The following is a 13,471-nucleotide window of genomic DNA, read 5'->3' on the forward strand; positions in this document are numbered from 1 at the left end:
CTTGTATAGTTGTAAGATGCCTATGAAACCCATAGGAGAGCTTATCAAAGAAGAAAAGCTATAATAGATAGCATAAGGGGAATTAAAAAAGGGGAGGTTCATACCTCCCCTTTTCGGATAATCGCTAAAAGATTTATTATTTTACGATTTTGAAAGTTTTTATCGTGTCGCCCGATACGATACGAATAATATAGAGTCCGTTAGATTCGACATGAAGAGTCGCTGTTCCTTGTGCATGACTAATGCTGTTGATAAGGTTTCCAGTAGCATTAAACAGTTCGACCGTACAATCGGTTAAGTTTCCTAATACGACATTGAGCGTACCGTTGTTATTTGTAACAAAGCAGTCGTTACTTTCTATCTGGTCTACGCCGCTTTCGATTTTACCGACGAAGTGAAGGACGATTTTCTGATTCAAAGAACCTTCGGCATTTTTTACTATTCCGGCCGGTATGGTGACGTAATAGTCTACACCGTCTTCCATAGGAATGGGTTGTGGACCTTCCTGATATTCGTCGGCAGGGAATACATTTACTTTTTTACCACTGGCGAATGCCATCCAACCGCCTGCGTTTTCTACCGGTTCTCCGTATAGCTCTTGTCCTTTAACTACTTTTACCAAAGGAAATTGTTCTACAAGAGAGGCATTCTCGGGGAAAGTGATTTCAATAGTCCCGATCGATTCCATTTCGGCGTCGTTGGCCGGGTTGGTACTTTCTTGTAGGAAAATACCTGTATTTGATTCGATGATATTGTCGAATTGGTATCCCCACTCAGAGGATTCGTAGGCCGATTTAAATCCTTTCGGAACATAGACTTTCACTTGTGAGGCATCGATACCATTGAAAGGGTGGTCATAACCTTCGTAATAGTTCAGTGTGGCCGGTTCTGCTCCTAAACAATGTATTTCGGTAAGCGCAGTGCACCCATTGAAGGCATACGACTCAATGGTGCGAATCCCAGAGGGAATCGTTAACGATTGAAGTTTTGTGGATTGAGCGAATGTACCCTCATATACGTTTGTCATGTTTTCTGGGAGAACAACTGTTGTCAGCTGGGTTTTTGCAAAAGCCTGATTACCGAATAATACCAAAGATTCGGGAAAATTGATTTCGGCGAGAGAAGATTCGGAGAATGCGTTATCATCGAAAGCTCGCATCCCTTCGGGTACGATTACTTTTTGAAGAGTGGTATGAGCGAATGCTCCTTCTCCTACACCCAAGCAACCGTCGGCAATCGTGTATTCTGTGGCTGTCGCATTTAGAGGATACGCCAAGAGGATATTTCCTTCTGCCGAATACAAAACTCCGTTTATGGCTTGACAAGCGGTATTGCCGGTTTCTACTTCAAAAGCTGTGACACCGACATTCGAGAAAGCGGCATTTCCTATTTCGGTTACCCCAACAGGAATTCTTACAGACGAGAGCATTACATCGTTGAGGAAGGCATATTGTCCGATTGTTTTAAGACTTGCCGGAAGATTGATTTCCGTGAGTTTTGCACATTCGCGGAAAGCTCCTTCGTTCAGCGTTTCAACCCCTTCGCCCAATGTTACTTTGGATAAGTTCGGACAGAGTTGGAAGGCGTTGTTGCCGATTGTTTTACAACTTCCCGGAATCGTTATTTCGGCCATACCGGCTTTGTAAAAAGCGCCGTTGCCGATAGATGTAAAATCGCTGGCGAAAGTAATGCTCGTCAATCCTTCGTCGCTGGCAAAACAGCTTTGAGGAATTTCGGTTACTCCGGCGGGAATGGCAAGTCTTTTCAGTTTACGGTTCGATGCCAAAGAGTATTCTCCTAATTTTGTAATGTTTTCCGACAAAACGATTTCTTCCAAATCATCGTTGTAATAGATGGCGTTATTTTTTAGCTCGGTAACGGTATTGGGAAGTTCTATTTTCAGGATGCCCGATGTCCACCGAAAAGCGTACTCCTCGACCGAAGTGACGGTATAGTTTTTCCCCGCATTTTCGACCGTGGAAGGAATAATTACTTCGGTAAGTTTTACCTCACTGGGTTCATAATTTTCGTTTAATCCCGAGACACCTACCGAATTTTCTCCGGTTACGGTGTACTTAATTCTGTTCACTTCGAAAGTAGTAGCTTCTTCTGCTTTTGAAGTGAACCCGCAAAATGCCGCTATTGCGACAAAAAGAGTAACAATTTTCTTCATAATAATTCAAATTATCTAATAAGTATGCCGCAAAGATAATAATATTAATACAATCTGAAACTATTTTCGAACCCGGATAGTGAAAAAGTTCAAAAATAGAAATATTTATTATTCTTATAGAGCCGCGTATTATCGATGTTAACTATTTTATAATCTGTAAAAATCGATTCCCGCTATATTTCATTCCGTTTGGCTTGGGATTTTATAATTTCACTTATTATAGCTATTTTTGCAATATGTGTCCACTTAGGGTTGTTTGCATAATAACTATTTTTGTATCGTTTAATCCAAAAGAAAAATAATAAATCAATTATGGCAGAGTCGAATTTTGTAGACTACGTGAAAATACTTTGTCGTTCAGGTAAGGGCGGAGCCGGTGCTATGCATTTGTACCGGGCCAAATATGTGCCTAAGGGCGGTCCTGACGGCGGTGACGGCGGTCGGGGAGGAAATGTTTATTTACGAGCTAACCGTAATTTGTGGACTCTGTTGCATCTGAAATACTCTCGTCACGTACTTGCCGGTAACGGTTCACCCGGCGGGGCGAACAGAAGTTTCGGTAAAGACGGTGAAGATAAGACCATAGAGGTCCCTTGTGGTACGGCGGTTTTCGATGCCAATACGGGCGAGTTTTTATGTGAGGTTACCCAAGACGGCGAGGAGGTAGTTCTCTTGAAAGGCGGCCGTGGCGGTTTGGGAAACTGGCATTTCAAATCGGCGACCAATCAGACCCCAAGATATGCCCAGCCCGGAGAACCGGCCGTGGAGCGCACTGTTATTTTGGAGTTGAAATTGCTTGCCGATATAGGATTGGTTGGATTTCCCAATGCGGGTAAATCGACATTGTTATCTACGATTTCGGCGGCTCGTCCTAAAATAGCCGATTATCCTTTTACTACTCTCGAACCGAATTTGGGTATCGTATCCTATCGAGATAATCGGTCGTTTGTCATGGCCGATATACCCGGAATTATAGAGGGAGCGAGCGAAGGAAAGGGGCTTGGATTGCGTTTCCTCAGGCATGTGGAACGCAATGCCGTATTGTTGTTTATGGTTCCAGCGGATACCGATAGTATTCGCAAAGAGTATGATATTTTGCTTCGCGAACTTACCGCTTTCAATCCCGATTTGCAGGATAAACAGCGGGTGCTTGCCGTGACCAAGTGCGATATGCTCGACGACGAGTTGATCGAGGCGATGAAGGACGATTTGCCCGATGTGCCTGTCGTATTTATCTCATCGGTGACGGGACAGGGTATTACCGAGTTGAAAGATGTGTTGTGGCGTGAGTTGAACGATGAGGAAAACCGGGTGATGACATTGACCCATCGTAATCTCGATGAGCGTCATCGGGTCGAGGAGGAAGATAACTTTGATACGGATTTGGAACGTGACGAAAGTGGCGACGGGTCGAGTGACGATAATTTCGAGGAAGAAGACTGGTAATGGTTTTACACGAGAATAAGGATTGCAGGTGGTATTCGTTTCCTTCGTTCGATGCACTGCCGGGAGTCGTTACGTTCGTTACGACACGTAACGGAGTCGTTCACGGTGATGTGTATTCTACGGATAATATGGGTGAATACACCGGGGATAATCCCGATAGGGTTATCGCAAATCGACAGAGGTTCTGTCGCTCGTTGGGTATCGATACGCTGATTTCTCCGCGCCAAATTCACGGAACGAAAGTTCTGTCTATAACCGACGAGTTCATTCGGTTGTCTAAACCAGAACAAACAGCTTGTTTAGACGGTGTCGATGCTGTGATGACCGATTGTCCGAGCGTAGCGATAGCTGTGTCGACGGCCGATTGTGTCCCCGTTTTGCTTTACGATACTGTTCATAGGGCTTGTGCTGCTGTTCATGCCGGGTGGCGAGGCATGGCCGGACATATCGTTCGACGGTCGATCGATGAGATGGTTAATATGTATGGTACGGTTCCGTCTGATCTGTATGTTGCGGTGGGGCCGTCGATCGGCCCCGACAATTTCGAAGTGGGCGATGAGGTGGTACAAACGTTTGACTCGGAGGGTTTCGATGTAAATCGTATAGCGCATCGTTATCCGTCGGGTCGTTTTCATATCGATTTGTGGGCGGCTGCTGTGGAGGAGTTGACGGTTTGTGGCGTCGATTTGTCCCGTATCGAAGTTGCGGGTATTTGTACACGAGCCCATGATTGGGAGTTTTTTTCGGCTCGCAGCTTGGGATTTCATTCCGGGCGTTTTTTGACGGGTATATATATTTGTCCATAAAAAAGGTTCTTGGAGAGAAAATCCAAGAACCTTGTCGACCGTGTTCATTTCGTTTAGACGGTCCGTTCCCCTTTTTTTGTGCTGTCAGTCTCAGCCGGGGTTATTTCAGAGAACCCAATCGGACGGCGTACATTGTTTTTTTACTTCTTTTGGTACGGAGGGGAAGAAGGTGAACCCGGTTTGTTGTTCTATATATTCTACCGATTTGCAATATTCTGTACTAAATGTTTGGGGGTAGTCGTTGCGATGTTCCAACCAGAAACCAATGGCTTTCAGCTCGTCGGAGCCACATTGACCGACGGCTTTTCCCGAGTTCCCGGAACGAGTACGCAATACCACTTTAAAATAGTGGGTAGGTACGGGACAGATTTTAGAAGCTGGATCGGCGTTGTTTCCATAATATCCGTCGTAAGTAGTCGTATATCCATTTCCAAAGTAACAACCGGTCACTACGTATAAAGTGTCTTGGCACATATTTTCTCGAATTTTCCCTTCGAGAGAAGCCCAAATCCCGCCGTTGAAATCTCCGTTTTGGGGTGTCATATTCGAGGCATAGAATGTTTGGCTGTTCAGTTCGTCGGTTGCCGTACGGTCGGCCGAAGGTATTTGATGCCCGCGTGAATAGTCTTTATAATAGCAGAATGTTTCTCCATAAACTTTGGCCTGATATAACATTTCGATGAGAGGGTCTGCCGCCCAAGCCTCGGTTCTTCCGCTGTTTCCCCGATAACATGAATGGAGCGGGTATGCAACCCACAAAGCGGCGTGTTTCTCTTTATCGAACAGCATAGTATAGTTCCGTACCCTGTGACTGCCGAGCGTGCCGTAGTGAGTGACGACGTAGTCATCGTTTTCGTATGCAGGCAATTCTGCCAACGGATAAACGGTGTTATCGAAAACAATGATTTGTTCCGAGGGTTCTCCGTCGGTCAATCTTATGTCGTCTATGCGCATTTGTGTGGCGCCTGTGGCAGTGAATCTGATACTAAGTGTGCCGGAACTGTTTTGAAGGGAAAACATGCTTGTCGTCAAAGCCCAACTGTTCGTCAGATTTCTGGAATAGTCTATTTCTACCCATGAAGTCCCGTTTCCTATTTCGACCTTCAAGTCGTCGTAATCGAATATCTTGTTTTCAGAACTACCGAATTGCAGGATAAAATCTTTTTCCTGAGCGATGTTAATGTTGTTTATGGAAACGAAGCTGCCGGCTTTGTTAAAGTAGATGTTGTTTTTCCCCGATGCGTAAGGGCGGTAGTCGGAGGGTGGGGCGTAATCTGATGTCCAGTCGCTTCTGACCGATACGCTCATTTGGTCGTATGTCTCGGCTCCGCTACCGGTTCCGTTCGCATTTTTCCAGCCGTCGAATTGGTCGAGGTAAGGCCAGTATGTGTTTTTGACTGCGGTCTCTTTGTCGAAATCGTTGTTATATATAATCGTCCGGTCGGGAGTGACGACAGCCGCGGCTCTCGATATGGACACTTCTTTGGAAATCGTTTTTTCTCCATTTGCGGGAATCGTCGAAATCGTGAGTTTACAAGTCTTTCCTTCGGGAGCTTCGGTAATGGATATGGAGGTATCTTTGCTTGTTCCTTCGGTTCTGTTTATTTTCAGTTCCGAATTATCCACTGTTGCTTTCCAGTTCGTATTTGTACTGACGGTTATGATATTCTTCGACGCGTCGGTTTCGTCGAAAGTGAGTGTATGAGGTGAAACGTTTAAATAGATTTCATCGGGAGTCGTTTCGGGAAGTACGGGTTCTTCCTGTTTTCCTTCTTCACAAGAATAGAGAGCCGTAAGGATCAACAAGGCATAGGCGAATGTCTTTTTCATAGATAAAATATTATTTATGATTCGGAAACAAAAGTAACTTGGAAGAGGAGATGAAAAAGAGCAATGCGTCAAATTTTGAAGTCAAAGCGTCAAAATCATATAGGTAAAATGATAAGGAACGATTTCTTATTATTTACCCGAATGTCTATTGTTGAATGTGTAAAAATCTTATAATCAGAATCTTTGTCGTCGAAATTCCGATGGGGTCACTCCTTCCTTTTTGCGGAAAAAGGTCGAGAATTGTCCCACGCATTCGAAATTCAGTTCAAATGCGATTTCTGCAATGGAGAGATTGGACGAGGACAGTAATTCTTTGGCACGAGCCAGTTTCAGTTGTTGCTGATATTGTCCGGGAGAAATTCCGCTATACCGTTTAAATTCCCGGCGAAACAGAGAATATCCTACACCTAATCGGGCTGCAATGGTTTCGGGAGACAAGTTCCCGGTTTGTTCTTCCTTCATCATGATTCTGGCTCTGTTGATGATGTCGATCATGTGATCGTCGTTGAACGAGCGATTCAAATCTTTGTAGTACACGCTTCCTAACAAATGTAAGACTATACTCGATACGATTTGTTGAAATCCTGCTTTCTCGCGTTCGGCCTTGTCCATGATTTCGTGATAAAGGTCTATGATTTTATCGTCTGTTCCTATTTTGAACAGACAGTGCGACGGGGTGAAGAAGCCGCTTTTTACCCGGTTGTCGATATGGGATCCTCTGAACCCTACCCAATGTTCGTCCCAGCCGGTTCGGGCGTCGGGGTAATATTTGTGCCATTCTCCCGGGAAGAGCAACAGCATGGTTCCGGCTTCTATGTGTGTCTTCGGACAGGACCGGCTGGAAAAATAGCCTTCTCCTCTCGTAATGTAAACCAATTGATATTCGTTGAGGGTGCGTTTGCCTTCGTTCTTGAAATTGTAGTTATCCGGGTGTTTCGACAACGGGTAGGCATGATTCGGCGAAACGTATTGATAGCCTACCGTCGTAATGACGATACCCCATTCTTCGTCCCGAGCATTTACTCTCAGGTATTTTAAAGCATCCGATTTTTTCTCTTCCGTATTCATAGTAGCCCAAATATAGGATTTCTTTTCGGAATATCAAAATAGAAAGTTTTTGTATCAAAAACATCAGTCGAATCTATTTCTCTGATTCTATTTTTGTTTCGTAAATTATAAAATATCTTGTTTTTACATGAAAGACACTGCATGTATAGCCATAGATTTGGGAGCTACGAGCGGTCGTGTCATTTTGGCAAAAATGAAACACGGAAGGTTGGAGACGGAAATTCTCAACCGATTTCCCAATGTGATTAAAGAGATTGACGGACGTTGTTATTGGGATATTTATTCTCTGTTCGATTCTATCAAAGAAGGTCTGAACATGGCGGCTTCCCGACGGATTGCAATCGATTCTATCGGAGTCGACACATGGGGCGTCGATTTTGTCTGTGTTCGGCCCGACGGTTCGTTCGTTTCGTTGCCCCGTGCATATCGCGACCCTTATACCGAGGGTGTTCCCGAACAATATTTCCGACATATTCCCCGGGAAGAGGTTTATCGTTTGACCGGTATACAGTTTATGAATTTCAATTCGCTGTTCCAACTTTATGCGATGCGTCTCGAAGGCAGTATCGATATAGACGGAGTACGCAGCATTTTGTTTATGCCCGATGCCATCTCTTATCTGCTCACCGGAAAAGAGGTGTGTGAATATACTATATTGTCGACTTCCCAATTGATGAATCCCGAAACTTGCCGGATAGAAGAACGGTTGTTGGAACCTTTGCATATTCCGGTAGAAAAATTTCCTCCGGTCGTTATGCCGGGCCGGATAATCGGGAACTTACGGGACGATGTAGCGGCCGAAATCGGATTGTCGGCTATTCCTGTTGTAGCTGTTGCCGGTCACGATACGGCATCGGCGGTGGCGGCCGTGCCGGCATCGGGAAGGAATTTCGCTTATCTCAGTTCCGGTACTTGGTCGTTGATGGGTATAGAATCGGAAAAGCCGATTGTCACCGACGAGGCTTATCGAATGAATTTCACGAACGAGGGCGGTATCGACGGGACTACCCGTTTCTTGAAAAATATCACCGGATTGTGGCTTTTGGAACAGTGCCTGAAAGTGTGGAAAAACAAATCGGGTGTGACTTATTCCTATCCGCAAATCGTGGAAATGGCACAGTCCGTTGCCACGAACGAGAGTTATGTCGATCCCGATGATGCGACCTTTTCCAATCCTGTTTCCATGCCGGAGGCTATTGCAGATTATTGCAAGTCTCATCACATGGCCGTACCGCAAACGCATGCCGAGTATGTGCGGTGCATATTCGAGAGTCTTGCTTTGAAGTATCGCTTTGTTTTGACCCGCTTGCAGACGGTGGCATCTTTTCCCATCGAATGTCTGCATATTATCGGCGGCGGTTCGCAAAACGATTTGTTGAACCGTTTTACGGCAAATGCTATCGGACTTCCTGTGATTGCCGGGCCTTCCGAGGCGACGGCTTTGGGTAATGTGTTGGTACAGTTGCGGGCTTTGGGCGTGGTAGCCGATCGGGATTCCATGCGTCGATTGGCAGCCGGAGCGGTCTCGTTACAGCGTTATGAACCGTGCGATACCGAACTGTGGAACGAGAAATACGTGATTTTCAAGAAGAAATGTAATTTATTATAAATAGAAAGGAGAATATCATGAAGAATGAACAAGCCGTGAAGGCGGCTTTCGAGTATGCCGCCGAACGTTATGCCGCCATAGGCGTAGACGTGAACGAAGTGTTGAAAAAAATGCAGGGAATATCTTTGTCGCTGCATTGCTGGCAGACCGACGATGTTTCAGGATTTGAAAATCCCGACGGCGAATTGACCGGCGGAATACAGGCTACGGGAAATTATCCCGGTAAAGCTCGCAATATCGACGAAGTGCGTGCCGATTTGCTTAAAGTGAAATCTTTGTTGCCCGGTTCGCATCGCATCAATCTGCACGAGGTGTATGGCGATTTCGGCGGTAAGAGGGTCGATCGTGACGAGGTTACTCCCGATCACTTTACCAGTTGGATGCAATGGGCCAAAGAGAACGGATTGAAGCTCGATTTTAATTCCACTTCGTTTTCCCACCCCAAAAGCGGCATGCTCACACTTGCCAATCCCGACGATTCGATTCGTGAATTTTGGGTAGAACATACTCGTCGTTGCCGGTGGATTGCCGACGAGATGGGAAAATATCAGAACGATCCTTGTATCATGAATCTTTGGATTCACGACGGTTCCAAAGATACGACCGTCAACAGGCTCTATTATCGTCGGTTGTTGGAACAGTCTCTCGACCGTATTTTCGCTACCGAGTACCAGCATATGAAAGATTGTATCGAAGCCAAACTTTTCGGTATCGGAGCCGAGAGTTATACCGTGGGGTCGTATGATTTTTATTTGGGTTACGGCGTGAAGCACAATAAGATCGTGACTCTCGATACCGGTCACTTCCATTTGACCGAAAGTATCGCCGACAAGATTTCCTCGTTGCTGTTGTTTACGCCCGAAATCATGTTGCATGTGAGTCGTCCCATTCGTTGGGATTCCGACCATGTAACGATTATGAACGACGACACACTCGACTTGGCTCATGAAGTGGTTCGTTGCGATGCCCTTTCGAGAGTACACATCGGTCTCGATTATTTCGATGCTTCTATCAATCGTATCGGGGCTTATGTCATCGGGTCGCGGGCTACACAGAAATGTTTCTTGCAAGCGTTGCTCGAACCGCTTGCCCTGTTGCGCAAATATGAGGCCGAAGGGCGTTTCTTCGAACGTCTCGCTTTGCTCGAAGAGTGCAAGAGCCTGCCGTGGAATGCTGTTTGGGATTACTTCTGCCTGACGAACGATGTGCCCGTGGGTGAAGATTATATTGCCGACATCGAGGCTTATGAGAAAAATGTGACTTCCAAACGCCAGTAACGAACCATGAATATTCTCATAGGATTATTGATTATTGCCGTGGGGAGTTTCGGCCAGTCGAGCTCTTATGTGCCTATCAAGAAAGTGAAATCTTGGAGCTGGGAGAGTTTCTGGCTCGTGCAGGGGATTTTCGCATGGTTGGTGTTCCCCTTGTTGGGTGCGTTTCTGGCGGTTCCGACGGGTCATAGTCTCGGGGAACTCTACTCCGAGGGTATTCCGTTCATGTCTGTCTTGTACGGTGTGCTGTGGGGAGTGGGCGGATTGACTTTCGGGTTGAGTATGCGCTATCTCGGTGTCGCCCTCGGACAGTCTATTTCGTTGGGTACTTGTGCGGCTTTCGGTACATTGCTTCCGGCTTTGTTTGCGGGAACGAATCTGTTTCGCAGCGAAGGTCTCGTCTTGTTGGCCGGGGTGTGCATTACGTTGGCCGGTATTGCGGTGATCGGTTATGCGGGTAGTTTGAAGGCTCGGAATATGAGCGATGAGGAGAAGCAGAAAGCTATACGCGATTTCGCTTTTACCAAAGGGATTTCGGTCGCCTTGCTCGCCGGTATGATGAGTGCCTGTTTCAGTCTCGGACTTGAAGCCGGAGCCGAAGTGCAGCAGACGGCATTGGCGTTGGGTGCGTCCGACTTGTTCGCCCTTAACCCGGTGATCCTGTTGGTTACATTGGGCGGTTTTTGTACCAATGCGGCGTATTGCCTGTGGCAGAATATCAAGAATCGTACCGGCAGGGAGTATTTCTCGGTATCGGTATCGACAGGAGTCAATAACTTGTTGTTTTGCGCTTTGGCGGGTTTGCTTTGGTATTCTCAATTCTTCGGGTTGGGCATGGGAAAAAGTTTCTTCACCGGTTCGCCGGTCATGCTGGCTTTCTCGTGGAGCATATTGATGTCGCTGAATGTTATTTTCAGCAACGTGTGGGGAATTTTGTTGAAAGAATGGAATGGGGTAGGACGGCGGACCGTAACCGTATTGATCGCCGGGTTGCTGATTCTTATCTTCTCGACGGTTTTCCCCAATTTGGTAAACAGTAATTTATAATGAAATAAAAGAGATGAAACTGATTAAAAACGATAAACTCGAATGCCAGATTGCCGATGTCGCCGAAGTGGCCGGCTATTTGTGGCAACGAGGGTGGGCCGAACGAAACGGCGGGAATATTTCGGTAAACGTTACGGATTTATTGACCGATGAAGAGAAGGCATTGCCTGCCATTTCCCAGCGATACCCGTTACCCAAAGTGATGAATGCATTGAAAGGGAATTTCTTTTTGGTGACAGGAACGAACCGGCGTATGCGTTATGTCGCTTCGCACCCGATGGAAAATATGGCCATGATTCGTATTTCCGATACGGGAGATTGGTATGAAATTATCGCCGATAATCCGGTACGGCCTACGTCGGAACTTCCTTCGCATCTCTCGATGCACGACTATCTGAAAGGCCGTGGTGTCGACAATAAGGTCGTGTTGCATACCCACCCCACCGATTTGGTGGCGATGACCCATAACCGGGTGTTCTTACAGTCCGATGTACTGGGAAAACTGTTGTGGTCTATGATTCCCGAAACGCGGGTTATCGTACCCAAAGGTTTGGGTATCGTGCCTTATAAGTTGCCCGGTTCGCTCGAACTGGCCGATGCCACTATCCGGTTGCTCGACCGTTACGATGTGGTTATGTGGGAGAAGCATGGAGCATTGGCTGTCGGTGGCGATGTGATCGAGTGTTTCGATATGATCGATACGCTGTCTAAATCGGCGCAGATTTATTTGCAAGCTCGTGCGATGGGATTCGAGCCCGAAGGCCTGACCGACGAACAATCCGAGGAGCTTCGCAAGGCGTTCCGTTTGGTGTGAAAATTTGATTTTATATCATCGGGGAAAGGCTCTTTTGTGTGGGTGTCACGTAGTGACGGAGGGGTTGAATGTCATCAAAAATCTACTCAGCAGTTTTTTACCCCCTCTCCTTAGCAACTATCGTTTCTTCGGTGTTTCCCCTATGTTGCTCTGCAATTCCCCGTAATGCTACGGGACACGGCAGGGGAGAAGGTTGATACCTTTGAATACAGGAACAGGGTGGTGCGTCCCCCTTTCCTCCTACCTCGCAAATTTTCTACTGAATCTAAAAATGAGGGATATATCGAGTGGTTTCGATATATCCCTTTTGGTTAAGATCCCTCTGTTTTTGTAGGCAAATTTTTTTTTATTTTTAGAATATGTGAAGATCCCTATTTAACCCAATAAATGTAGATTGTATAATGATATTTGAATAGTTAAATAATATTTCTAAATGTAAATAAATAGATATATTTATTAGGTTTAAACCAACGTATTATACTTGTATCCTACACCGATACTTCCCTCGATACTCCACCGAGGTGTTAAAATCCATTGATAACCGTAAGATAACCCGGCTCCGTAAGTGTTGCCTTGATAACGATATTTTTTAACATCGGGAAAAATTCCGAAAGGAAGCGGAACTTGTCCGGCATTGAAATGGGTGTATAATACATGAAGCCCGAAGAAATGCCCGTTGAACTTTTGACAGAGCCAATAACGCACTTCGGGTTGTACGCGGATATGCTTCCATTTTCGGTTATCCCTGAAAGTGAATGGATTATAGTAGATATGAGTATTCAACGTCCAACGATCGTCCAATCCTATTTCCGCTCCCAACGTCGGTGTGGCGGTAGCCCAACCGAGGAGATTACTCTTTACCGCTATCTTTTGCGCCGTACCGGTCAAACAAATAGCCGATAATAATATTATTATAATTATATTTAGGATTCTCTTCATCTATTTGTCTAATTATGTGAGGATTAGTACAAAATATATTTTTTATAACTCAAATCGTTTTATTCGCCCCATATATTTTTTATCAATTATAATAACCTTCTAATTTTTAGGCAATAACAGATTTTGCATCATTTGTTATTGCCCCGCTTCCCCATTACTACCATTTGAAATACGGTGACAAAGTTACAATATTTTAGAATTATTACAATACAAATACGATGACTATATTTTATTTTAACAGATTGATTTTTATATTATTAATAAAAACTTTGAAATTTATTTGTATTGTAAGCCTTTACAAACAATAAAATTCATCGGGGAAAACACGCTAAAAATATAGCCGATTTATACGTTCGATTATTACCAGTGTCGTACTTGCGGGCGTAAAATAGGCGACGGCCATAAAGGCTATCTTGCTCCTACCGAAGCCGCGATTTCTATAATCTATATACTGAAATGAGAGCG

General features: G+C 45.3%; 11 protein-coding genes. 7 read left to right on the forward strand and 4 right to left on the reverse strand.

The window, feature by feature from the left end; translation table 11 throughout:
- Positions 1–136: 136 nt before the first annotated feature.
- On the reverse strand, positions 137–2,173 hold the full coding sequence (locus tag NBH06_RS10685) for a leucine-rich repeat domain-containing protein (RefSeq protein ID WP_195492789.1): 2,037 nt from the start codon (positions 2,171–2,173) through the stop codon (positions 137–139).
- 312 nt (positions 2,174–2,485) lie between these two features.
- Here NBH06_RS10685 and obgE point away from each other — a divergent pair, with 312 nt between their 5' ends.
- Both obgE and pgeF read left to right on the forward strand, forming a co-directional pair.
- Positions 2,486–3,619, forward strand: coding sequence for a GTPase ObgE (obgE, locus tag NBH06_RS10690; RefSeq protein ID WP_195492788.1), 1,134 nt, complete (start codon positions 2,486–2,488; stop codon positions 3,617–3,619).
- Entirely contained in the window at positions 3,619–4,425 is an 807-nt protein-coding gene (pgeF, locus tag NBH06_RS10695; RefSeq protein ID WP_195492787.1) for a peptidoglycan editing factor PgeF, read from the forward strand. Before obgE ends, pgeF begins: the two co-directional genes overlap by 1 nt.
- 105 nt (positions 4,426–4,530) lie before the next feature.
- On the opposite strand, the gene NBH06_RS10700 is transcribed toward pgeF, so the two are convergent.
- Positions 4,531–6,255 carry a DNA/RNA non-specific endonuclease gene (locus tag NBH06_RS10700; RefSeq protein WP_195492786.1) on the reverse strand — a complete coding sequence of 575 codons (1,725 nt, stop codon included), beginning with the start codon at positions 6,253–6,255 and terminating at the stop codon, positions 4,531–4,533.
- A gap of 174 nt (positions 6,256–6,429) precedes the next feature.
- The gene (locus tag NBH06_RS10705) at positions 6,430–7,323 is read right to left on the reverse strand and encodes an AraC family transcriptional regulator (protein WP_195633588.1); all 894 of its coding nucleotides are present in this window, start codon (positions 7,321–7,323) and stop codon (positions 6,430–6,432) included.
- Between the two features lie 127 nt (positions 7,324–7,450).
- Here NBH06_RS10705 and NBH06_RS10710 point away from each other — a divergent pair, with 127 nt between their 5' ends.
- From NBH06_RS10710 to rhaD, 4 genes are read left to right on the forward strand one after another with little or no spacing between them, the layout of a single operon-like run.
- A complete protein-coding gene (locus NBH06_RS10710) occupies positions 7,451–8,932 on the forward strand; it encodes a rhamnulokinase (RefSeq protein WP_195633589.1) in 1,482 nt (493 codons plus the stop codon).
- Between the two features lie 17 nt (positions 8,933–8,949).
- The gene (locus tag NBH06_RS10715) at positions 8,950–10,209 is read left to right on the forward strand and encodes an L-rhamnose isomerase (protein ID WP_195633591.1); all 1,260 of its coding nucleotides are present in this window, start codon (positions 8,950–8,952) and stop codon (positions 10,207–10,209) included.
- A 6-nt stretch (positions 10,210–10,215) separates the two neighbouring features.
- Positions 10,216–11,253, forward strand: a complete 1,038-nt coding sequence (gene rhaT, locus NBH06_RS10720; RefSeq protein ID WP_195329605.1) for an L-rhamnose/proton symporter RhaT — start codon at positions 10,216–10,218, stop codon at positions 11,251–11,253.
- Positions 11,254–11,266: 13 nt separating this feature from the next.
- Positions 11,267–12,067: a rhamnulose-1-phosphate aldolase gene (gene rhaD / locus NBH06_RS10725; protein ID WP_250794270.1), complete on the forward strand. Its 801-nt coding sequence runs from the start codon at positions 11,267–11,269 to the stop codon at positions 12,065–12,067.
- 462 nt (positions 12,068–12,529) lie between these two features.
- On the opposite strand, the gene NBH06_RS10730 is transcribed toward rhaD, so the two are convergent.
- Positions 12,530–13,006: a DUF3575 domain-containing protein gene (locus tag NBH06_RS10730; RefSeq protein WP_008861416.1), complete on the reverse strand. Its 477-nt coding sequence runs from the start codon at positions 13,004–13,006 to the stop codon at positions 12,530–12,532.
- Positions 13,007–13,349: 343 nt separating this feature from the next.
- Between NBH06_RS10730 and NBH06_RS13630 the strand changes: the two genes are divergently transcribed.
- On the forward strand, positions 13,350–13,466 hold the full coding sequence (locus NBH06_RS13630; protein WP_083855842.1) for a DUF3575 domain-containing protein: 117 nt from the start codon (positions 13,350–13,352) through the stop codon (positions 13,464–13,466).
- The last annotated feature ends 5 nt before the right edge of the window (positions 13,467–13,471 follow it).

It is taken from the genome of Barnesiella sp. B2-R-119 (assembly GCF_023656675.1).
Lineage (GTDB): Bacteria > Bacteroidota > Bacteroidia > Bacteroidales > Barnesiellaceae > Barnesiella > Barnesiella intestinihominis.